Raw genomic sequence first — 21,658 nt, forward strand, 5'->3', positions numbered from 1 at the left:
CTCTATGAAAAAAGCTGATTTTATCAGTATTGTTGCTGAAAAAGCAGGACAAAGCAAAAAAGATACTACAGCAGTAGTAGATAAAGCTCTTGAAACAATTAAAGAGCTATTAGTTAAAGGCGATGAGATTAGTTTCATTGGCTTTGGTTCTTTTAGCATTGCTGAGCGTGCTGCTCGTGAAGGCAAAGTTCCTGGCACAAACAAAACTTACAAATCACCTGCTACAAAAGTAGTTAAATTTAAAGTTGGCAAACAACTTAAAGAGGCTGTTGCTGCTTCAAAAGCTAAAAAGAAAAAATAATTTTTCTTAACTCTTTAAGCCCCAAAATTTTGGGGCTTAATTTTATTTTAATCAAATTTTTGTATAATCTCGATTTTTAATTCAAGCCCAGGTGGTGAAATTGGTAGACGCACCAGACTCAAAATCTGGCGGAGGCAACTCCGTGCCGGTTCGATTCCGGCTCTGGGCACCACTAAAATCCTTTAAAATTTTGACTTTTTCCCCTAAATTTCAACTTGATATAACATTTTTTATACTATCATACGCAATATTATTTTTACAAAAAGGTGTTTTAGTATGATACATAAAATTCTCATAGCAAATCGCGGTGAAATCGCGGTTAGGGTTATTAGAGCATGTAGAGATTTGCACATAAAAAGTATAGCGATTTACACCGAGCCTGACAAAGACTGCTTGCATGTTAAAATTGCTGATGAGGCTTATGAGGTCGGCACAGAGCCACTTACTGGGTATTTGGACGCCAAAAAAATCGTAGAAATAGCCAAAGCAAGCGGTGCGGACGCTATCCACCCTGGATATGGATTTTTGAGTGAGAATTATGATTTCGCAAAAGAGGTCGAGGACGCTGGGATTATCTTTATCGGTCCAAAACCAGAAGTTATCCGCAAAATGGGTAATAAAAACATCGCTCGCTATTTAATGCGCAAAAATGGTATTCCTATCGTGCCAGGCACCGAAAAATTAAACAACGAATCAATGGAAACTATCAAAGAATACGCCCGCAAAATCGGCTATCCGGTGATTTTGAAATCAAGCGGTGGCGGCGGAGGGCGTGGAATCCGTGAAGTTTGGAGCGAAGAGGATATGGAAGCGGCCTTTGAATCTTGCACCAGAGAGGCGAAGGCATATTTTAACAACGATGAAGTTTTTATGGAAAAACTCGTCGTCAATCCGCGCCATATCGAGTTTCAAATCATCGGTGATAATTACGGCAACATTATCCACCTTTGCGAGCGCGATTGCTCAATCCAACGCCGTCACCAAAAAATCATCGAAATCGCCCCGTGCCCGTCGATTAGTGAGCATTTGCGCAAAACCATGGGTATCACCGCAGTAGCCGCGGCTAAGGCTGTGAATTACTCAAATGTCGGCACTGTGGAGTTTTTGCTCGATGATTACAACAACTTCTATTTTATGGAGATGAATACTAGAATCCAAGTCGAGCACGGAATCACTGAGGAAATCACTGGCGTGGATATCGTCGTGCGCCAGATCCGTATCGCAAACGGCGAAATTTTAGAGCTCGAACAAAGCGATATCAAACCGCGCGGTTACGCGATTGAGGCGAGAATTACAGCCGAAAATGTATGGAAAAATTTCACCCCAGCACCTGGTAAAGTCGAGGATTATTACCCAGCTTTGGGACCTAGCGTGCGCGTGGATAGCCATATTTACAAAGGCTATAAAATTCCGCCATTTTACGACTCGCTTTTAGCTAAACTCATCATCAAAACCACAGATTATGACTTGGCGGTAAATAAGCTAGAAAGGGCATTGAAGGAGTTTCGCATAGAGGGTGTGCGCACGATAATCCCATTTTTGCTCTCGATCAGCAAATCGCGTGAGTTTAGACTGGGATTTTTCGATACGAGCTATGTCGAGAAAAATTTGGACAAAATTTTGGCAAACACCAAGGACGATTTCGATACGAAAAAAACCGAAGTCGTCGCTGCAATCGCTTCTGCTATGCGAGAAGCCGAAATTTAGGGAGTGCAAATGGATTTTTTAGAATCGCTAAATAGCATAAAAAAAGATATGATTAAAGAGGAAAAGGCGAAAAATCCACCCAAACCTAAGCCAAAACCAAACCCAAATCGCGATGAATTTAAAGATATTTTCAAAGATGAGGATTTAGGCGATGAGAGCGTGAGTGCGCGCGAAAATCGGCTAAAAGACGAGTTTTTGAAATATATCGAAAACGCAAATATTAGAAAAATTTAATGCTTGAAATTCCATTTTGCACGCTCGATTTTCCCTGCCCGTATTTGCAGGGAAAATCAGCTAGAAATGAATACATTTTTGTCAAAAACGCCTCGTATTCTTATAATTCAAATTTAGTCACTCACGGATACAGACGCTTTGGGAATTACTTCCAAAAGCCCATTTGTGCGGGTTGCGATGAGTGTAAAAGCCTGAGAGTAGATGCGAGAAATTTCAAATTTTCCAAATCGCACCGCAGAGTTTATAAAAAAAACGAAAAAACCACTCTTGGCTTTTCAGCGCCGATTTTAGACGGCGAGCATTTGGAGCTTTTCGAAATTTATCACAACTATATGAGCGAAAAAAAGGGTTGGCCGCGTCAAAATATCACGCCTGAGAAATACTATGAAATTTATGTGGAGGGATATGGAAATTTCGGCAAGGAAATTTCGTATTACGATGAGTTTGATAGGCTGATTTGCGTCGATTTGATCGACATTGTCGAAGACGGGATAAGCTCGATTTATTGCTATTACGACCCATACAGAAGCGATCTTAGCCTTGGGAAATTTTCACTTTTAAAGCAGATTGAAATCGCGAAAAAATTTAATCTTCGCTGGATATATTTGGGTTATGCAGTGCGTGAGTGTCCGAGCCTAAAATACAAATTTGACTACCAGCCATATCAAATTTTATCCAGCTATACAGACCCGCAGGAGCCAAGTTTATGGGAGTAGAGCAGGGTAGGTTTTGCTATACTTTATCATTTTTGAAATTTTAAATTGATATGGCTTTTGATAATAATTGTTAAATATTTAGTTTAAATTTATTAAATTTTTGATAATATCTATCTTTTATTTTAATAATGGATATTATCATCGTGTTAAAAATTAGTAACTTAAATTACCAAATACAAAATAAAAAAATTTTAAATAACATAAATTTAGAGTTTGCAAAGGGCGAATTTTACGCTCTCGTGGGGCACAATGGCTCCGGCAAATCCACGCTTATCAAACTTTTAGCCGCACAAATCAAAAATCAAAGTGGCGAAATTTCGCTAAATGGCAAGAAAATCGAAGATTACGCAAAAAAAGAATTTGCCAAAAGTGTTGCTTATTTGCCCCAAATTTTACCAGACGCTTCTCATTTGACGGGCTTGGAGCTAGTTATGGCGGGCAGATATGCGCACGGGGGCAGGTATTTTACGGACAAAGAAAACGACGCCAAAATCGCTACCGAGTGCCTACAAATCACAGATACGCTCAAATTCAAAGACCAAATCGTCTCCACACTAAGCGGTGGCGAGAAATCGCGCATTTTCCTAGCGATGTTACTCGCGCAAGAAAGCGATTTTTTGCTACTTGACGAGCCATTAGCGCCCCTAGATATCGCGCACCAGCTAAGCGTCATGGCACTAATCAAAAAAATGGCAAAAGAGCTTGGCAAATGCGTCATCATCGTGATTCACGACATAAATTTAGCCTGTTCGCACTGCGATAAAATCATCGCGCTAAAAGGTGGCGAGCTGATACTAAACTGCCCATCTAGCGAGGCTATGAGCGCAGAAAAAATCAAAGAAATTTACGGCGTAAATGCCCATATAATCGCGCACCCAAAGACAAATTTATTAACGGCGATGTTTTGATGAGAGCGGTTATTTTTTTGCTGATTTTTTGCGGCGCAGTATTTGGGGGCGAAAAACCGCGTATAATCACGCTAGATTGGGGCATAGCGGAGATTTTGGAGTTTTTAGAAGTTGAGCCGATTGCGATGGCTGAAAAGCAGAGTTTTATGCTCTGGGGTGGTGGGTTAAAAAATAGTGCAAATACCCTAGATTTGGGGCTTAGAAACCAGCCGAGTTTGGAGATGATAATAGTTTTGAAGCCTGATTTTGTGCTTTTGCCATCGTTTTTTGCGGGGCACGAAAAAACCATTTCAAAATACGCCAAAACCCGCATTATCGATGTTTATAAAGACGGAAATTTGGAAAACAACCTAAATTTGGCTGTTTTGGAAGTGGCGAAAATTTTGGATTGCGAAGAGAGGGCGAAAATTTTACTTGCCAAAAACAACGAATTTTTTGAAAAAAAGAAAAAAGAGCTAGAAAATTTCGCCACACCTGTTTTAGTCGTGCAGTTTATCGACGCGGCTCACATTAGGATTTATGGCGCAAACAGCCTGTATGGCGTGGTTTTGGCTAAACTTGGGATTACAAATTTGGCTCCAAGTAATTTATCATATAATCTTTGGGGTATCGCGAGTGCCCATGTAAGCGCACTTTATGAGGTGGAGCAGGGCGCAAAGCTCGTCATAATCGAGCCAAACAGGGTTGATATAAACTCGCAAATCGCCTCAAATGGGATTTATAAAAATTTGCAAATTTTGCAAAACCGCGCGCAAATAGAGGCTGTGTGGAGCGCTGGTGCGTGGCTAAGTATGCAAAAATTTGCAAATTTGCTGAGTGAAATTTTGAAAAATGAGGCAAATTTAGCGAATTTCAAAATTTCGCCAAATTTGGCAAATTTAGCGAATTTCAAAATTTCGCAAAAGAGCGCAAATGAATAAAACTTTGCCCGTTTTAACGCTCATTTTTGCGATACTCTGCGCCATTTCGCTTCTTGGCGCACACGCGAATTTAGGCGAAATTCGCACCCTTGTGGTGCTGAATTCCACCCTGCCACGCATTTTGACGGCTCTTCTTTGCGGTGCGTTGCTTTCGCTTTCATCGCTTTTGCTCTGCGCTATTACGCACAATCCATTAGCGAGTGATAGCACCAGTGGCGTAAGCGCGTCAAGTGCCTTTGGGGTGCTGTTTTTGGGGCTGTTCGCGCCCGCGCTTGGCACCACGCTAAGTGCGTTTGTGGGCGCGCTCATCGGACTTGTGCTTTTGTTTGCGCTCACAAATACGCGCGAGTTTAGCGCATTTAGTGCGACGCTGTGCGGTCTAATCATAGGGCTAGTCTTTGGCGCACTAAGCGCGCTACTTTTGATTTTTTTCAAAGATGAAAGCTATTTTATCACGGTTTGGCTAAGTGGCGATTTAGCCCAAAACGGCTACGCAAACCTGCACACAATGGCGATTTTATCGCTTCCAGCCCTAGTTGTAACACTAGCTTTTGCGCGTTCGTTTTGGCTCTTTGGGCTTGGCGATAGCACGGCAAAATCGCTTGGGCTAAATGTCGTTTTGGTGCGAATTATAGGCTTTGTGTTGGGTGCGTATTTTACCGCTGTGGCGGTGGCGCATTGCGGGGTTATCGCATTTGTGGGACTTGGAGCGAGTTATCTCGCAAATCAGCTGAAATTTAGCTCGTTTGTCAAAAAAGCGATTTTTTGCGCTTTTTTGGGGGCTTTGATACTTGGAATTTGCGACAGCGGACTTATAATCTTGCAAAATTTAACCCAAATTTCGCTTCCTGCGGGTGCAATTTGTGCATTTTTGGGTGCGCCGATGTTTTTGTGGCTCATACACTGCGCCACAAAGGACGCAAACGCAGGAAATGTCGCCAAAAACGAAATTCGCGAAAGGGCGAAGTATTTAAATGTGCCACTTCTTGGCGGAATTTTGGCTGTTTTCGTGGCGTTTTGCCTATTTTATGGCGAATTCTCGCGCGAAATTTTCGCTTTGCGCATAAACCGCGTTTTCACAGCCTTGCTTTGTGGCGGAATTTTGGCTGTTTGTGGCTATATTTTACAGAGTCTAACCCGCAACGACATGGCCTCGCCTGAGCTTCTTGGTATTAGTTCTGGCGTGAGCCTTGGCGTGCTTGCTTCGATGTTTTTCGCACCTGCGCTTGGCTTTGTTTTTGGCGTATTTGGGGCGTTGGTGGTTTTGGGCTTTATTTTGGCGATAAATGCGAGAAGTGGCATGAGTCCAATGCGCGTGATTTTAAGCGCGATTGCGGTGAGTGCCTTTGTGAGCGCGGTGGAGAAAATTTTGCTTTTTAGCGGGGATAGCAGGATTTATGATTTTATCTCATACAGCGCTGGAAGCACCTATTCTACGAGTTTTTCGCAGGTTTTGCTTTTGGCGATGCTTTGCGCGATTAGCTTTGGCGTGGTGATGAGATTTCAAAGAGAAATTACGATTTTAAGCCTAGGCGATGTGTGCGCTAGTAGCGTGGGCGTGGATATTTTCAAATTTAAAACCATTTTGTTTGTATTTTGCGCCGTATTGTCGGCTTTTAGCGCACTTTGCGTGGGGCCAGTGAGTTTTGTGGGGCTTATCGCGCCGCATTTGGCGAAATTTTTGGGTTTTCGCAAAACGGGCGCTGGGCTCATGGCAAGTGCGCTAATCGGGGCTTTGATAATGAGCGTGGCGGATTTTTTGGGTAGGAATTTGATTTTTCCTTACGAAATACCTTGTGGCGTGGTCGCTACGATAATCGGAAGCCTTTATTTTTTATGGATTGCAAGAAAAATTTAATAAATTTTAATCAAAGGAGCATTTATGCGAAAAATTTTTGGTAGCGCGTTTGCGCTTAGTCTGTGCGCGGCAGCTGTTTTGGCGCAGGAAGTCTCTGAGACGGCAAACGAGGCGCAGGTTTTAGACGAAATCGCCGTGGTAGGCTCGGTAGGCAAGGGTAGTGGCAAGGTCGATTTCATGAGTGCTGGAAGCTCATCTGTAATCGAGAGCAAAAAAGCAATCGAAGAGCGTGGCGCGACACAGCTAGACGAGGCCGTCAAATACGAAGCTGGTTTCGTCGGACAGCCTTATGGCGCGGATTTGGACACTAGCGACTGGCTTAGACTTCGTGGATTTGAAGCGAGTGTGAGCTTGGACGGCGCTAGTGCGTATAAGGGCGGATATTTTGGTATCAGCCCTGAATTATACGGATATGAGAGTATCGAGGTGGTAAAGGGCGCAAACTCGCTACTTTATGGCTCATCATACGCTGGTGGCGTGATAAATCTCATCTCTAAGCGTCCAACTCTCACTCCACAAGGCGAAATCGGCGCGAAATTTGGCTCAAATCACCTGCGCGGGGTCTTTTTCGATGTCAGCGACGGCGTGAGTGATAGCGTGAAATTTCGCATTGTAAACGATTATGAGAAAAAGCGTGGCGACATAAACTACACATGGAACGAGCATTTTTTCATCGCGCCATCGATTTTATTTTTACTCGGCGATGATACGCAGCTCACACTTCTATCTAGCTTCACGCATGACGCAGGCACCGGAAGCAACGGGTTTTTCCCTTATGTAGGCACGATGATACCTGGCGCGCAGGGTAAAATTTCGCCAAGTGCGAATTTGGGCGCATTAAACGATAGTCTATCGCGCGATCAAATTTCGGTTGGATACGAGTTAGCGCATAGTTTTAACGACAAGCTAAAATTCGAATCAAGCTATAAATTTAACCGCGAAAACAAAGACCAAATCGGCGCAAGTGTCGAGTATAATATGATAAACGATACCGATATCGCGCAGGATTTGCTCTTTGTCGATGCGAGTGTGAATTCGCATATATTCGATAACCGCATAAGCTACGAAGACGAGTGGGGAAGTGTGAAAAACCGCCTAACTTTGGGCGTGGATTACAGAGATATCCGCGCTAGGGGGCAGTATTTTTACAACTACTTCGTAGGCACTATAAATGTCTATAATCCAGTGCGCACCCGCCTAACGGCAAATCCGGCGCTGTCGTTTTCAAACCCGAATTATGACTTGGATCAAAGTCAGCTTGGATTTTATTTAAATGATAAAATTGAGCTTTATGAGAAGCTAAATTTGACCCTTGGGGTGCGCCATGACAAGGCAAAAGCCACGCTAAATGGTGATAAAAGCTATGACACGGACGAAACGACCTATCAGGCTGGGATTTTATACGCGTTTGATAGCGGATTTATGCCGTATTTCAACTACTCTGAGTCTTTTATGCCACAATCCGGCCGCACGAGTTCGGGCGAGTTTTACAAGCCAACCACGGCTAGACAATACGAAGCTGGTGTGAAATATCTGCCAAGCTTCATAGACGGCGAATTTAGCCTAGCGTATTTTGACATAGAGCAGAGAAATGTCCCATACACCGATGGTTCGAGCTTTTCAAGTCAGGCTGGAAAGCAGGTAGCCAAAGGCGTGGAGCTTGGCGCAAATGTGAATTTAAGCGAAAATTTAAACCTAATCGCCGCTTACACGCACTACAATGAAGCCAAAATCAATGTTGATGGCTTTGACTACATGACGCCAACACCACTAATCCCAAAAGATATGCTCTCTGGATTTTTGGTATATTCTATGGATTTAGGTGGCGGACATGGGCTCAAAATGGGCGCTGGCGTGCGCTATGTGGGCAAAAGCAAGAGCGAGAGTAGCGCATGGACATCGCCTCGCCACGACGCTGTGAGTGTGCCATCACACACGCTAATTGACGCTATGGCGGAGTATTCGTATAAGGACTTTTCGCTTCGTCTAAATGCGACAAATATCGCTGATAAGGAGTATGTCGCAGGGTGCAACTACTGGTGCTATTATGGCGAGGGCGCGAAGGTAACACTAACCGCGAAGTATAGTTGGTAAAATTTTGCGGAAATTTGCTGGAATTTTAGTGGAATTTTGTGTGGCGTGGTTTCGCGGGATACTGCGCCGCGTAAAATTTGGGCTAAATTTGATTTAAATTTAGCCCTTTTTGAAAACCCAAATTTTGCTTAGCAAATATCCTGTGATAGTGTAAATCGCACCTGAGATGATTTGCGAAATATAGGGATTTACGCCCAAATTTAGGCAAATTTTAAGCGTGATAAAATTTAGGCTCCACGCGATCAGCATGGAGCTAACGAATTTTAAAAATTCGGCTAAATTTGCTTTTTTGGAAGCTTGTTTGCTTTGGAAGGTAAAAATTTTATTCATCACAAACGAAAAACAGATTCCAACGGCGTAGCCGATGATATTTGAAATCTCTGGGCTTAGTCCTCGCCACATTAGCAAAAAGATTAGCCCAAAGCCGACAATTGTATTTAAAACTCCCACGAGCAGGTATTTTATAAGTGTCATTTTGGCTCTTTTAAATTTATGCTAAATTTGGCTGAGTCTTTCTTGATATTATGATTCCAAAAGCTAATCTCAATTCGCTCGATACTATTTATATCTACATTTGCCATGCACACGCTGTAATAATACTTTCCGCCGATTTTTTTGAATTTTTGTATCGGTTGGTCGGCGTGTATAAAACCACTTTTGTCTTTTTGGTGCAGATGAATCGCCAAAGTCGTATCGCCTCTACTAGCGATTTTTGGGATTTCTTTGTCGAATTCGAAGATTAAGGTATTTATACCTATCCCTTTTTTCCTTTCATCGCTGTATAGTGAAAATTTTAAATCATCTCGCAAAGCATAATCGCTTAACAATGTTTTTGAATTTTTTATTATATATTTAGAAACGAATTTAAAATCTATTTCCTCATATTTTCCACCGCTTTTATAATCGATTTTTATGCAGCCATTATCGTATTGTGATATTTTATGAAAATTTGTATCAAAAAGAGTTTTTGAATTTCCTTTTGTTTCGCATCTTCTTATGAAACCAAATTTTCTAGTAAGAGAACTGTATCCGTGCGGATTTGCTTGTTTTTTGTATTTAATAACCTTATCAAATACAAAAAATTTATTCAAAGGCGTGATTACAGACGGAGCGATAATAGAGCCTGAAAATGCTAATTTATCGTAGCTGATATTGTCTATTTTAGCTAAATCTTGCATTACTAAATTTGCCCTAAAATCCAAATATTTTTCTTGTTCTTCAAGTATGGAACCAAGAGTATTTGACATAAATAAGAGCGAATAAGCGACATAAATCACACATAAATTTGTTACTATTTTTAAAATTTTAATTTTCAAATTCGAGCTAATATAAATTAAGATAATCGCACAAAATACACCTATCGTGCTAATGTATCTAGCATGTAGCTCCATTTTTTTAAGTAGCAGAAAAATCCCTTGTGAAAATGAAAAACCAATAATTAAAAATATTGTAAGCAAAATTAGAGATTTGAAATTTTTAAATTTAAATATTGTAGTTAAGTATGAGAGAAAAATACAAAAAATCATAAGTTTAAAAAGCAAAGTATCGCAAAAATTAAAATATATATCTTTGCTAAATTTTATTATATTGCCAAGTATTCCGGTAAATAACTCAGCCATAGCAAATGTATCTGTTGAAATATGTCCGTTGAAAGGCTTGTAAATAAATAGCTTAAAAATAATCAAAGCAATCAAATATGCCATTATGCAATTAAATATAAATTTTAAAATATAGCTAGTTTTTTTATTTCCACTAAACCATAAAAACGCCATAAACATAGCTATTAATGGATAAACAAAGCTTACGCTTTGGTATGTTGTAAGCATTATTAGTAGAGATAGTGTCGATATAACAAAAAATAAAATCGGTCTTTTGAAAAATAAAAATGGCAAAATCGTCATAAACATAGAAATACACATATAAACACTATCAAATTTGTATAATAAATTTTCTAGCCAATATGGATTTAAGCCGATAAATAATGAACCAAGTAGTGCGATATATGTTATTTTGTAATTAATTGTTTTGACTAAAACGATAGATGACAAACTTAAAAAGAAAATACAAAGAAAATTTGAAAATGGCGAAAATTCGACCAAAGGAAGTCCGAGATTGAAAAATTCAGACATTTTAACCATAGAATGTCTTCCTAGGCTACCCCAAGCACCAATTGTTCCATTTACAGACCTAATATTATCATCGACAAAGTAATTATTTGCCCTAATAATCGCAAACATACCGATAAAATAGAGCGTGAATATAAACCCAAAATATTTCAAAAAATTTTTATCTTTAAAAAACGAGCGAGTTATGGCTAAAAAAGTCAAATAATCAAATTTTAGTATTCTTTTTAAATTTACTAAATTCATAAATTTGCCTTTAAATAATTTCTTCGATTATAAAATGCGGTCTGTTTTTGACCTGTTCGTAGATTCGTGCGATGTATTCGCCGATGACGCCAAGCACGATAAGCTGGATACCGCCCAAAAACGAAATAATGACAATCGTGCTAGCCCAACCACTTAGATTTACGCCAAAAATCAGCGTTCGCAAAATGACATAAGCTCCATATATAAAGGCAAAAGCACTAACCAAAAAGCCGATGATAAAGGCAAATCTCAGTGGTGCGGTCGAAAAGCTCACAAAACCTTCAACGGCGTAGTTAAAAAGCTTTTTAAAACTCCAACTAGTTTCTCCTGCAACGCGTGGTTCGTGGTCGAATTCCAAGCATTTTTTCTTAAATCCCACCCATGCAAACATTGATTTTGAGAAGCGGTGATATTCGTTCATTTTAAGTAGTTCAGCCACTACGCTTTTATCCATTAGGCGATAATCCCTTACGCCACTTTCGATTTTTACGCCTGAAATTCGGTTAAAAATTTCATAAAATGCTTCGCTAAATTTTGATTTAACATAACTCTCGCCGACGCGGTCTTTGCGTTTAGAATAGACGATTTTATAGCCATCAAGGTAGCTTTTTACCATTTGGCTTATCAGGCTTGGCGGGTCTTGCAAGTCAGCATCCATTAGCACTACCATATCGCCATTAGCATGTTTAAATCCTGCTAAAATGGCAGCTTCTTTGCCAAAATTGCGTGAAAATTTTACTAAATGAACGGCGCTGTCTTTTTCGTGAAGTTCTTTGACTTTGTCTGCCGTATTATCACGGCTTCCGTCATCGACAAAAATAAATTCATACTCTAAATTTGATAAAATTTCATTTTGAATTTGTTTCAAAACACCAAGCGTAACTTTGTAAAATTCGTCCAAAACAAGCTCTTCATTGTAGCACGGAACGACTATGGATAGAAGTTTTGTAGAATTTTGCGGATTATTTTGCGTAAAATTTTGCTCTAAATTTTGCGAAAATTCGTTTAAATTTTCACTTTCTCTCTCTCTCTCTCTGAAAATTCTTTCATTTTTTCATCTTTCTTAAATTTCACTATCAAATTTAAAATTATCGCCTAGATAGTATTTTCGCACATTTTCGTCGTTTGCGACCTGCTTAGCTGTGCCACTAGTGAGTAACTCGCCGTCTTTTATGACATAAGCTCTATCGCAAATCGCCAAAGTTTCGCGGACATTGTGGTCGGTTATGAGAATGCCGATGTCAAGCTCTTTTAGGCTTCGCACGATGTTTTGTATGTCGCTAACAGCGATAGGATCGACACCTGCAAATGGCTCATCAAGCAAGAGAAATTTCGGCGTTATCATTAGACTTCGCGCGATTTCGCAACGCCTTCTTTCGCCACCGCTTAGGCTCACCCCTTTTCGCTCACGGATTGGCTCGATATTTAGCAGATTTAGCATTTCATCGACTTTTTCGGCTGCGATTTTTTTATCTTTATAGGTGATTTCAGCGGCAAGCATTAAATTTTCTTCCACGCTTAAATCCTTAAAAACGCTACTTTCTTGGGGCAGGTATCCGATGCCAAGCTTGGCGCGTTTGTGAAGCGGGACATTGCTAATATCCTTAAAATCTAGCAAAATCTCGCCACTCGTGCTAGAAATCAGCCCGCAAATCATATAAAATGTCGTGGTTTTGCCTGCGCCATTTGGACCTAGCAAGCCCACGACTTCGCCGTTTTCGACCTCTAATGAAACGCCCTTGATTATCGGGGTGCCTTTGATAGTCTTTTTCAAATCTTTTACTTCTAATCTATGCATAAACTACCTCGTATTCGCGTTTGTCGCCCATGACCTTGATATTTACCACGCAACAATCCAGCTCATATTTTTCAATAAATTTTATCAAATTCTCGTCCGCCCACTCGATGATATGAAGTCCGTCTTCGAATAAATTTTCGATTAAGCCATTGTTCATCATCGCCTCGCTACCGCCATTATACAGGTCATAGTGGTAAATTTGGCCGTAATTTTGCATGAGTGAAAATGTCGGCGAACTCACAGCGGCTGGATCTATGCCGTGCGATAGCGCGATAGCCTTTGTTAGCGTGGTTTTGCCGCTTGCTAGCGTGCCATTTAGCAAAATCACTCCACTGCGTGGCAAAATTTCAGCGATTTGTGAAATTTCACTCTCACCAAGCGTGAGTTTAAAGCTCTTTGACATATTTTTCTTGCTCACTTTTTGGCGTGTTTTTGGTGGCGGGAAAGCCCAGAACTTGATAGCTTTTATCTTTTTCTAAAAATTTAATGGTGATTATATCGCCGATTTTTAGGATTTTGCTAGCTTTTGCCACTGCGCCGTTGATATAGACTACGCCACTTTTGCACATATCTTCGCTTATAGCGCGCCTTTTTGTGATATTTACTGAATTTAAAAATTTATCGACTCTCATGGGCGGGATTGTAGCCAAATTCGCCTTAAAATTTGGAAATTTAGGCGAATTTAAAATTTTATAATTAATCAAAAATTTTACTACTATAAATTTGTTTTATCAATTTTGTTATAAAGCATAAAATTCATAAATTTTAAAATTTTAAACGAAAATAAAACAATAAATTCTCACAAAATTTTTTAATAAATTTTCCTTAAAATTTTATAAAAACTTCGATAAAAACGAAGTATAATCGCTATTACATTTTATTGATAAAAATTTTCAATATATTTTAAGTTGATAATGAATATAATTTTACCACGATTTTTAAATGCAAATTTAACGAAAGGAAAATTCCACATGAAAAAGAGCTTTTATCTTTCTATCGTTGTGGCTGGTGTGCTTTTTGGTGTCGAAAACAACGCAACAACTCCTAAGCATAATGCGGTTGAATTCGACGAGATTATCGTTAGTGCGACCTTGACGGAGGTCGAAAATTTAAAATATCCCGGTTCTGTCGGTGTTTTGACGCCAAATGATTTTAAATCCAAACCAAATATTGTTGATGCTTTGCGCGAAATTCCGGGTGTCGACGGCGGATTGGATACAGGCAGACAGGCGGCGAAAACCATTTATATCCGCGGTTTTAGTGATGATGAGAGAATTATCATCAAACAAGATGGTGTATCTCGCTCAAAAGGGCTTTTTAGCGGTATGATTTCTACACTTCGCACAGATACCGATTTGCTTAAAAAAGCAGAGGTTGTAAAGGGGGCTAGCTCGATTTTGCATGGTTCTGGCGCGATTGGCGGCGTTATTAGCATGGAGACAAAAAGCGCGAAAGATTTTTTGCGTGAAGGTAAAGAAATCGGCGCTATGATAGGCGGCAGGATTGAAAGTAACAATATGAAAGGCGCAAGAGGCGCTATTTATGCCAATCCTACTGATATTCCGATTGATATTTTACTCTATGGTAAATTTGAAACTTTTGGCGACAATAAATTTGCCGATGGCGGTCGTTGGAGCGATAGTTACAAAGAAGTCGTAAAAAAAGATAAAAACGACGAGGATATCACAACGCTTTTTGCGAAAATTGGCTCTGATTTTGGCGACAGCCACAGGGTGCAATTTAGTGCTTATGATTACAAAGAAGATACGAGAATCCCGTGGCAGGCTAGATCAAATGTTTATCAAAATTTAAATGGTATTGTAAATCCCGTCACAGGCGAAATTCTCCAAAGAGATTTTATTTTTGATTACACATATAATCCAGCGCATTTGGATTATGTAAATTTAGCATTTAAAGCTTATGATTCGAAAAGCCACTATGATAGGTATTATTTAGAGGGTGCTGGGCAGGATTTAAGCTATAAAAACGAAGATGATAGATACGGATTTTCTTTGAAAAACGAGGCATTTTTCAAAACTGGGTTTATCGATCATGATTTGGTAGTGGGTGCAGAGTATCAACATAGAAAAGAAAATGCGATTTATATCTATGATGGCGTAAAAAGCGAATTCGGCGGTATGCCAAATACCCAAAAGACTCATGCTGCGTTTTTGCAAGACATCATGAAAATGGGAAATTTCGAATTAACGCTTGGCGGAAGATATGATAAATTTAAATCCCACGCTCCATACGCAGACACTGACGATAGCAGATTTTCGCCAAGAGTTGCGCTTGGGGTTGAGCTTTTTGAAGGGTTTAATTTGCTCGCTGGATATGCTGAGGCTTTCAGGGCTCCTACGCCAAATGAAGCTTCTCAAATGGGCGCAATGAATAGAATGTATTATTATGTGCCGAATTTCAACCTCGAACCAGAAACAGCCAAAGAGTGGGAAGTAGGATTTAGCTATGAAAAAAGTGAAATTATCGGCAATGATTATTTGAATTTCAAGGCTATTTATTTTGACGGAAAAATTGATAATATGATTGCGATTAAAGCTCGCCCAGATTTAGGCACTCCGCCACCAAATCGTCTAAACGATTGGGGCGCTAGTGATTTTCAACAATACGCTCAATACCAAAATGTCGATAAAGCCAAAAGATATGGTGTGGAGATTAGCGCAAATTACGCAATCGGGGATTTCAAATTTGGCGCAAGCTACGAAAACAGCAAAATTTACGACACGCAAACAAGAGAAGATTTAAAGCAATTAACTAGCAAGCTTACCGGTTCTATTGGGTATTCGCCTATTACTGATTTGGATTTGAAACTCAAAGTTAGCCACTATTTCGATCCAAAGTCAAATCCATCTAGCTTTATTTCTGGCAGGACGGAGTATTTTTATGTAGATAAACCTTTCACTATCGTTGATTTTAGTGGAAGTTATGAGATAAAAAATGGCGTTGTAGATCTGCTTGACGGGGCGAAAGTTGGCTTTGGTGTGAATAATCTTTTTGATAAACCTTATATGAACGCTGCTACGAATAGAGATAGCTATTTAGTGGGAAAAGGTAGAAATTTCTGGGTAGATTTAGAAGTTAAATTTTAAAATTTTCATTGAACTCCTTTTTGCGAATTTGGGTAAATTTCACCCAAATTCGCTATTTTTTTTACTCTAAATTTGGCTTATACCCGATATTTTCCTCAAATTCTTTAAGTCTCATGTGGATTGAGCGAAGTTCCGTAATCGTCGTCCAGTTATTCGTAAATACGCTAAAACTCACGCGCACTTTATTAAACGCGTTTGCTGTTTGGATTAGCACGCCAAGTGTGATTGCCTTGGTAAAAAGTCCCGGACCCATGATGAGGTAGGGCACCATGACTAGGATTTGTGAGTATGTATTTAGCCACGCATCGAAATACAAATAGTGCAAAAACAGCTTGTGGTAGTTAAATTTAAGCTTGTCAAAAAGCGAAATAATCTTTGTCTCGCTGCCGTAGTTTTGCTTGTCTTCTTCGGCAAAAACGAGCTCTTTTCGAAAGGCTGCTTCGACCTTTTGGTTGTTGTATTCTAGGCGTGGTAGATACCTGCCCACAAACCACGAAACCCCAAGCCCTCCGATACTAACGATTAGCGCAATCCAAACAAGCCCGCCTGGGATATTTTCGAGTATTGGTACTTTGACCCCTGAGCTTAAATTCCACAAAATCGGTATGAAGGCAAAGAGCGTCATAAAGGCATACACGATACGCATGCCGACATCTTCGAGCGTTTTGGTGAAACGATAAATATCCTCTTGGATACGCTGCGAGCTACCCTCGATATCGCGCTCTACCTTGCGCCAAAAGCCGATATACGCAAATGTCATCGCCTCGCGCCATTTTAGCACCCATACACGCGTGATATATCGCTCAGCAACCACCGATAGCACGAACCAAACAGCAATCCAGATAAAAAGCAAAATTTGCTGGTAAAATTCATCGATTGTGTGCTTGTCTATCTCGCCACCCATATCATAAAATGTCCGATACCACTCGTTAAATTTTACATTTAAAATGGTTTGTAATAAATTTATACAAAGTATAAAAACCAGTCCGCCCCACGCCAAAATTCGCCATTTTTTGCTTTTGAAAAATGATGAAAACATTATCTACCTTTATTGAAAGTTTATTTCAAAATCAATTTTAGCAAATTTGATATTAATTTTTATTTTAACGCCTTAAAATTTCGCAAATTTCGTAAATTTCGCAAATTTCAGAACTTTTAAACAAAAATTTAGCTAAAATCCTTGCCGTTATTTTCAAATCAAAGGAGTGGTTATGCAAAAAAGCGTAAAAAAGGTAGTTCTAGCGTATTCTGGCGGACTTGATACGAGTATTATTTTAAAATGGCTTGGCGATAATTATGGCTGCGAAGTGGTAACTTTCACCGCTGACATCGGTCAAAACGAAGACCTAGCCCCAATCAAAGACAAGGCCCTAAAACTAGGCATTAAACCAGAAAATATTTTTATCGAAGATTTGAGAGAAGAGTTTGTAAAAGAGTATGTTTTCCCTATGTTTCGCGCAAATGCAGTCTATGAGGGCGAGTATTTGCTAGGCACAAGTATCGCTAGACCGTTAATTGCGAAAAAAATGGTCGAAATCGCGCAAAAAACAGGCGCAGACGCTGTAAGCCACGGCGCTACTGGCAAAGGAAACGATCAAGTTCGCTTCGAGCTTGGTGCGTATGCATTGCAACCTGATATCAAAGTCATTGCTCCATGGCGCGAGTGGGATTTAAACAGCCGCGAAAAGCTTTTAGCTTACGCTAGCAAACACGGTATTGATATCACCAAAAAACCGGGCAAATCACCATATTCAATGGACGCAAATTTACTTCACATCTCTTATGAGGGCTTGGTGCTAGAAGATCCAAATCACGCCCCAGAAGATGATATGTGGAGATGGACAACAGATCCAAAAAATGCACCAGATGAGAGCGAAATCATCGAAATCGAGTATAAAAACGGCGATCCAATCGCGCTAAATGGCAAAAAACTAAAAGCGCATGAAATTTTACACGAATTAAATAATCTCGGCGCCAAACACGGTATCGGCAGACTTGATTTAGTCGAAAATCGCTATGTCGGTATGAAAAGTAGAGGTTGCTACGAAACCCCAGGCGGCACAATCCTTCTCAAAGCTCACCGCGCGATAGAGAGCCTCACGCTAGACCGCGGCGCAGCACACCTAAAAGACGAGCTTATGCCAAAATACGCTGAGCTAATCTACAATGGCTTTTGGTTTAGCCCAGAGCGAATCATGCTTCAAAGCCTAATCGATAAATCACAAGAGTGCGTAAATGGCACAGTTCGCATAGAGTTATATAAAGGAAATGTGATTGTAAGAGGCAGAGAGAGCAAAGATAGCTTGTTTAATGTCGAATTTAGCACATTTGAAGAAGACGCTGTATTTAACCAAAAAGACGCAGATGGCTTTATCAAGCTAAATGCGCTTAGATTTATTATCGCAGGAAAAAGCGGTCGAAAATTTTAAAATTTAAAAGGAAATTTAATGAAAATTTTACTTATAAAAGATGTCAAAGGGCTAGGAAAAGCCGGTGAAATCAAAGAAGTAAAAGACGGATATGGAAATAATTTTTTGATAGGAAAGGGCTTTGCGCTAGCTGCGACTAACGAGGTTTTGCGTAAATACGAGGCTGGCAAACGAAAAGAAGCCGAGCTAGAAAAAGAAGAAATCGACAAAACTACCGAGCTTAAAGAGGCGTTAAAAAATGTCCGATTAAAAATCGCAAAACAAGCAGGTGCAAATGGCGCACTTTTTGGCTCAGTTACAAAAGAAGAGATCGCAACTGCGCTAAAAGAGCAGAAGAATTTCGATATAGATAAAAAAGTCTTGGAAGTCGAAAATATAAAAAGTGTTGGAATTTACGATGTTTCGGCGAAATTTAAACACGGCATTGTGGCGAAATTTGAAATAGAAGTGGTAGCAGAGTAATGTTTGAAGCAACTACGATTTTAGCTTACAAAGGCAAAAGTGGCTCAGTTATCGGCGGAGACGGACAGGTAACCTTCGGAAATACCGTGCTTAAAGGCAATGCGACTAAAATTCGCAAAATAGGCAAAGACGGAAGCGTGCTAGCTGGATTTGCAGGAAGCACAGCCGATGCGTTTAATCTCTTTGATATGTTTGAAAAATGCCTTGATAACGCAAAGGGCGAACTTTTGAAAGCTGTGGTGGAATTTAGCAAAGAATGGCGCAAGGATAAATATCTGCGCAAACTCGAAGCCATGATGCTTGTAGTGGATAGAAAAAATATATTTTTGCTAAGTGGCACGGGTGATGTCGTCGAGCCAGACGACGGTCGCCTAGCGGCCATTGGAAGTGGCGGAAACTACGCACTAAGCGCAGCTAGGGCATTGGATAGGTTTGGAATTTTAAGCGAAGAGGATTTGGTAAAAGAGAGCCTGAAAATAGCTGGTGAAATTTGCATTTACACAAACGAAAACATTAAAACTTACGCAATCTGGGACGATAAATAGATGATGACACCAAAGGAAATTGTTAAAAATTTAGATGATTATGTAATCGGACAAAAGGACGCTAAACGCACGATAGCAGTCGCACTTCGCAATCGCTATCGCCGTATGAGGCTAAGCGATGATATGAGGGGCGAGGTTACCCCGAAAAATATCCTTATGATAGGCTCTACCGGCGTGGGAAAAACAGAAATCGCGCGAAGATTATCAAAAATGTTTGGTTTGCCATTTATCAAAGTGGAGGCTAGTAAATACACAGAAGTGGGCTTTGTAGGGCGAGATGTGGAGTCTATGGTGCGAGATTTAGCAGCTGCGGCTGTAAATTTAGTGCGAAACGAGGAATTTGAAAAAAACAAAGACAAAATCGACGAGTATATCGAGCAAAAAATTTTAGAAAAGCTTATGCCGCCATTGCCTCGCGGGGCTAGCGAAGAGAAAAACGCAGAGTATGCCAAAAGCTACGAAAAAATGCGTGAAAAACTGCTTAGCGGGAGTTTGGACGAGAAATTAATTGAAATCGAAATCAGTGAAAATACCCTAGAATCAAACTCAAATTTACCGCCAGAAATGGCAAATATGCAAGAGAATTTCATTAAAGTCATCGGCATAGCGACGAAAAAAACAAAAAAAGAGCTCAAAATCAAAGACGCCAAAGTCGCTCTTAAAAACGAAGCTAGCGAGAAAATTTTAGATATGGAAAGTGTAAAGGCGGAGGCGATGAGACGGGCTAGGGAAGAGGGCATTATCTTTATCGATGAGATTGATAAGGTAGCCGTTAGCTCTAACGGCTCGCGCCAAGATCCGAGCAAAGAGGGCGTTCAGCGCGATTTGCTTCCGATTGTGGAGGGTTCGAGTGTGAGCACAAAATTTGGCAATTTAGATACTGATCACATTTTATTTATCGCGGCTGGGGCGTTTCACATAAGCAAACCAAGCGATTTGATCCCAGAGCTTCAAGGCAGATTTCCGCTTCGCGTGGAGCTTGAAAGCTTAGATGAAAACGCGCTTTACGAAATTTTAACCAAGCCAAAAAATTCGCTTCTTAAACAATACTGCGCACTTTTAGCAACCGAGGGCGTGGAGTTAGAATTCAGCGAAAGTGGCATAAAAGCACTCGCCAAATACGCCGCTCAGGCAAACGCTCAGGTCGAAGACATCGGCGCTAGACGGCTTCATACCATAATGGAAAAGGTGCTAGAAGATATCAGCTTCGAAGCCGATGAGCATAGTGGCGAAAAGGTCGTGATTGATGAAAATTTAGTCAGCGAAAAGCTAGGCGTAATCGTAAGTAACGACGATTTAGCAAAATATATTCTTTAAATTTTGCGGGAAATTTCGATGAAAAGCGGATTTGTTACACTTATCGGACGCACGAACGCTGGGAAAAGCTCGTTTTTAAACTATCTTTTGGGTGAGCAAATTTCGCTTGTCTCGCACAAAATCAACGCTACACGCCGTAAAATCAACGGCATAGTTATGCATGGAGATGATCAAATCATCTTTGTCGATACCCCAGGACTTCACGAGAGCGAGAAACTGATGAATAAGCTTATGGTCGAAGTGGCGCTCAAAGCCATTGGGGACGGCGATTTGACGCTATTTTTAGCCCCTGTGCATGATAGCGTGGAAAACTACGCGAAATTTGTCGAGCTAAATCCCACTGCCAAACATATCGTGATTTTGACTAAAATCGATGAAGTAAATGACGAAAAAATCGTTAAAAAACTGCTCGAATATCAAAAATTTCAAGATAAATTTGAAGCCATAATTCCAGTTAGTATCAAAAAAAATATCTACAAACGCCAAATTTTAGATGAAATTTGCAAAATTTTGCCCGAGCATGAGTATTTTTACGATCCTGAAATTTTAAGCACTACAAACGAAAAAGACATTTACCGCGAATTTATCCTGCAATCTATTTTCGAAAATACTAATAGCGAGGTGCCGTATTCGAGCGATGTTTTAATCGAAAAGGTGATAGAAAAGCCAAATTTAATCTCAATTTATGCCCAGATTATTACCGACACAAACTCTCATAAAGAAATTTTAATTGGCAAAAATGGCGAAACAATTAAGAGAATAGGAATTAGAGGGAAAAAAATAATTTCCGCTTTTAAAAACATTAAAATTTACTTAAAGTTAATAGTTTTGGTAAAAAAAGGGTGGAAAAATGATGAAAATGGCGTAAAAAGGCACTTTATCTATTGACATTT

At 40.0% G+C, this 21,658-nt stretch carries 21 protein-coding genes and 1 tRNA gene; 15 read left to right on the forward strand and 7 right to left on the reverse strand.

Annotated features, from left to right (window positions below; translation table 11 throughout):
• The first annotated feature begins 4 nt into the window (after positions 1-4).
• From OFN73_RS04560 to OFN73_RS04600, 9 genes are all read left to right on the forward strand, one after another.
• On the forward strand, positions 5-301 hold the full coding sequence (locus OFN73_RS04560; protein ID WP_270859461.1) for an HU family DNA-binding protein: 297 nt from the start codon (positions 5-7) through the stop codon (positions 299-301).
• 85 nt (positions 302-386) lie between these two features.
• Positions 387-473, forward strand: a tRNA-Leu gene (locus OFN73_RS04565).
• 104 nt (positions 474-577) lie between these two features.
• Entirely contained in the window at positions 578-2,008 is a 1,431-nt protein-coding gene (locus OFN73_RS04570) for an acetyl-CoA carboxylase subunit A (RefSeq protein WP_270862426.1), read from the forward strand.
• 9 nt (positions 2,009-2,017) lie between these two features.
• Positions 2,018-2,242, forward strand: a complete 225-nt coding sequence (locus tag OFN73_RS04575) for a hypothetical protein (RefSeq protein WP_270859463.1) — start codon at positions 2,018-2,020, stop codon at positions 2,240-2,242.
• The gene (locus OFN73_RS04580) at positions 2,242-2,958 is read left to right on the forward strand and encodes an arginyltransferase (protein ID WP_270859464.1); all 717 of its coding nucleotides are present in this window, start codon (positions 2,242-2,244) and stop codon (positions 2,956-2,958) included. The genes OFN73_RS04575 and OFN73_RS04580 overlap by 1 nt, the downstream gene beginning before the upstream one ends.
• A gap of 143 nt (positions 2,959-3,101) precedes the next feature.
• On the forward strand, positions 3,102-3,866 hold the full coding sequence (locus OFN73_RS04585) for an ABC transporter ATP-binding protein (RefSeq protein ID WP_270862427.1): 765 nt from the start codon (positions 3,102-3,104) through the stop codon (positions 3,864-3,866).
• Positions 3,866-4,786 carry an ABC transporter substrate-binding protein gene (locus OFN73_RS04590; RefSeq protein ID WP_270862524.1) on the forward strand — a complete coding sequence of 307 codons (921 nt, stop codon included), beginning with the start codon at positions 3,866-3,868 and terminating at the stop codon, positions 4,784-4,786. Before OFN73_RS04585 ends, OFN73_RS04590 begins: the two co-directional genes overlap by 1 nt.
• On the forward strand, positions 4,779-6,644 hold the full coding sequence (locus OFN73_RS04595; RefSeq protein WP_270862428.1) for an iron ABC transporter permease: 1,866 nt from the start codon (positions 4,779-4,781) through the stop codon (positions 6,642-6,644). Before OFN73_RS04590 ends, OFN73_RS04595 begins: the two co-directional genes overlap by 8 nt.
• Positions 6,645-6,668: 24 nt before the next feature.
• Positions 6,669-8,738, forward strand: a complete 2,070-nt coding sequence (locus OFN73_RS04600; RefSeq protein WP_270862429.1) for a TonB-dependent siderophore receptor — start codon at positions 6,669-6,671, stop codon at positions 8,736-8,738.
• Positions 8,739-8,837: 99 nt separating this feature from the next.
• Here the strand turns inward: OFN73_RS04600 and OFN73_RS04605 are convergent, their stop codons facing one another.
• From OFN73_RS04605 to OFN73_RS04630, 6 genes are all read right to left on the reverse strand, one after another.
• Entirely contained in the window at positions 8,838-9,212 is a 375-nt protein-coding gene (locus OFN73_RS04605; RefSeq protein ID WP_270862430.1) for a GtrA family protein, read from the reverse strand.
• Positions 9,209-11,107, reverse strand: coding sequence for a glucosyltransferase domain-containing protein (locus tag OFN73_RS04610; protein ID WP_270862431.1), 1,899 nt, complete (start codon positions 11,105-11,107; stop codon positions 9,209-9,211). Before OFN73_RS04610 ends, OFN73_RS04605 begins: the two co-directional genes overlap by 4 nt.
• Before the next feature lie 10 nt (positions 11,108-11,117).
• The gene (locus OFN73_RS04615; protein ID WP_270862525.1) at positions 11,118-12,041 is read right to left on the reverse strand and encodes a glycosyltransferase family 2 protein; all 924 of its coding nucleotides are present in this window, start codon (positions 12,039-12,041) and stop codon (positions 11,118-11,120) included.
• Positions 12,042-12,170: 129 nt separating this feature from the next.
• Positions 12,171-12,905, reverse strand: a complete 735-nt coding sequence (lptB, locus tag OFN73_RS04620; protein ID WP_270858753.1) for an LPS export ABC transporter ATP-binding protein — start codon at positions 12,903-12,905, stop codon at positions 12,171-12,173.
• Positions 12,898-13,308, reverse strand: coding sequence for a tRNA (adenosine(37)-N6)-threonylcarbamoyltransferase complex ATPase subunit type 1 TsaE (gene tsaE / locus OFN73_RS04625; RefSeq protein ID WP_270858754.1), 411 nt, complete (start codon positions 13,306-13,308; stop codon positions 12,898-12,900). The genes lptB and tsaE overlap by 8 nt, the downstream gene beginning before the upstream one ends.
• On the reverse strand, positions 13,292-13,537 hold the full coding sequence (locus tag OFN73_RS04630; RefSeq protein WP_270862526.1) for an RNA-binding S4 domain-containing protein: 246 nt from the start codon (positions 13,535-13,537) through the stop codon (positions 13,292-13,294). The genes tsaE and OFN73_RS04630 overlap by 17 nt, the downstream gene beginning before the upstream one ends.
• Before the next feature lie 339 nt (positions 13,538-13,876).
• Between OFN73_RS04630 and OFN73_RS04635 the strand changes: the two genes are divergently transcribed.
• A complete protein-coding gene (locus tag OFN73_RS04635) occupies positions 13,877-16,012 on the forward strand; it encodes a TonB-dependent receptor domain-containing protein (RefSeq protein ID WP_270862432.1) in 2,136 nt (711 codons plus the stop codon).
• 61 nt (positions 16,013-16,073) lie between these two features.
• Here OFN73_RS04635 and OFN73_RS04640 read toward each other — a convergent pair whose 3' ends face one another.
• Positions 16,074-17,051: a putative transporter gene (locus OFN73_RS04640; RefSeq protein WP_270862433.1), complete on the reverse strand. Its 978-nt coding sequence runs from the start codon at positions 17,049-17,051 to the stop codon at positions 16,074-16,076.
• Between the two features lie 172 nt (positions 17,052-17,223).
• Here OFN73_RS04640 and OFN73_RS04645 point away from each other — a divergent pair, with 172 nt between their 5' ends.
• From OFN73_RS04645 to era, 5 genes are read left to right on the forward strand one after another with little or no spacing between them, the layout of a single operon-like run.
• A complete protein-coding gene (locus OFN73_RS04645) occupies positions 17,224-18,441 on the forward strand; it encodes an argininosuccinate synthase (protein ID WP_270862434.1) in 1,218 nt (405 codons plus the stop codon).
• 18 nt (positions 18,442-18,459) lie between these two features.
• On the forward strand, positions 18,460-18,903 hold the full coding sequence (rplI, locus tag OFN73_RS04650) for a 50S ribosomal protein L9 (RefSeq protein WP_270862435.1): 444 nt from the start codon (positions 18,460-18,462) through the stop codon (positions 18,901-18,903).
• Positions 18,903-19,448 (forward strand): ATP-dependent protease subunit HslV, encoded by a 546-nt coding sequence (gene hslV / locus OFN73_RS04655; RefSeq protein WP_270858759.1) that lies wholly within the window; start codon positions 18,903-18,905, stop codon positions 19,446-19,448. Before rplI ends, hslV begins: the two co-directional genes overlap by 1 nt.
• Complete coding sequence (gene hslU, locus OFN73_RS04660; protein WP_270862436.1) at positions 19,449-20,765, forward strand: HslU--HslV peptidase ATPase subunit; 1,317 nt, start codon at positions 19,449-19,451, stop codon at positions 20,763-20,765.
• A gap of 18 nt (positions 20,766-20,783) precedes the next feature.
• Positions 20,784-21,653 carry a GTPase Era gene (era, locus tag OFN73_RS04665; RefSeq protein WP_270862437.1) on the forward strand — a complete coding sequence of 290 codons (870 nt, stop codon included), beginning with the start codon at positions 20,784-20,786 and terminating at the stop codon, positions 21,651-21,653.
• The last annotated feature ends 5 nt before the right edge of the window (positions 21,654-21,658 follow it).

The sequence above is a fragment of the Campylobacter sp. JMF_14 EL1 genome (assembly GCF_027737585.1).
Lineage (GTDB): Bacteria > Campylobacterota > Campylobacteria > Campylobacterales > Campylobacteraceae > Campylobacter_B.

Bases quoted from the DNA above. Each gene is read 5' to 3' on its own strand.
- OFN73_RS04570 (WP_270862426.1), top strand. From the start codon at position 578: ATGATACATAAAATTCTCATAGCAAATCGCGGTGAAATCGCGGTTAGG.
- OFN73_RS04630 (WP_270862526.1), bottom strand. From the start codon at position 13,537: ATGAGAGTCGATAAATTTTTAAATTCAGTAAATATCACAAAAAGGCGC.
- OFN73_RS04580 (WP_270859464.1), top strand. From the start codon at position 2,242: ATGCTTGAAATTCCATTTTGCACGCTCGATTTTCCCTGCCCGTATTTG.
- OFN73_RS04635 (WP_270862432.1), top strand. From the start codon at position 13,877: ATGAAAAAGAGCTTTTATCTTTCTATCGTTGTGGCTGGTGTGCTTTTT.
- OFN73_RS04645 (WP_270862434.1), top strand. From the start codon at position 17,224: ATGCAAAAAAGCGTAAAAAAGGTAGTTCTAGCGTATTCTGGCGGACTT.
- OFN73_RS04600 (WP_270862429.1), top strand. From the start codon at position 6,669: ATGCGAAAAATTTTTGGTAGCGCGTTTGCGCTTAGTCTGTGCGCGGCA.
- OFN73_RS04560 (WP_270859461.1), top strand. From the start codon at position 5: ATGAAAAAAGCTGATTTTATCAGTATTGTTGCTGAAAAAGCAGGACAA.
- era (WP_270862437.1), top strand. From the start codon at position 20,784: ATGAAAAGCGGATTTGTTACACTTATCGGACGCACGAACGCTGGGAAA.
- OFN73_RS04590 (WP_270862524.1), top strand. From the start codon at position 3,866: ATGAGAGCGGTTATTTTTTTGCTGATTTTTTGCGGCGCAGTATTTGGG.
- hslV (WP_270858759.1), top strand. From the start codon at position 18,903: ATGTTTGAAGCAACTACGATTTTAGCTTACAAAGGCAAAAGTGGCTCA.
- hslU (WP_270862436.1), top strand. From the start codon at position 19,449: ATGATGACACCAAAGGAAATTGTTAAAAATTTAGATGATTATGTAATC.
- tsaE (WP_270858754.1), bottom strand. From the start codon at position 13,308: ATGTCAAAGAGCTTTAAACTCACGCTTGGTGAGAGTGAAATTTCACAA.
- OFN73_RS04605 (WP_270862430.1), bottom strand. From the start codon at position 9,212: ATGACACTTATAAAATACCTGCTCGTGGGAGTTTTAAATACAATTGTC.
- OFN73_RS04575 (WP_270859463.1), top strand. From the start codon at position 2,018: ATGGATTTTTTAGAATCGCTAAATAGCATAAAAAAAGATATGATTAAA.
- rplI (WP_270862435.1), top strand. From the start codon at position 18,460: ATGAAAATTTTACTTATAAAAGATGTCAAAGGGCTAGGAAAAGCCGGT.
- lptB (WP_270858753.1), bottom strand. From the start codon at position 12,905: ATGCATAGATTAGAAGTAAAAGATTTGAAAAAGACTATCAAAGGCACC.
- OFN73_RS04640 (WP_270862433.1), bottom strand. From the start codon at position 17,051: ATGTTTTCATCATTTTTCAAAAGCAAAAAATGGCGAATTTTGGCGTGG.
- OFN73_RS04610 (WP_270862431.1), bottom strand. From the start codon at position 11,107: ATGAATTTAGTAAATTTAAAAAGAATACTAAAATTTGATTATTTGACT.
- OFN73_RS04595 (WP_270862428.1), top strand. From the start codon at position 4,779: ATGAATAAAACTTTGCCCGTTTTAACGCTCATTTTTGCGATACTCTGC.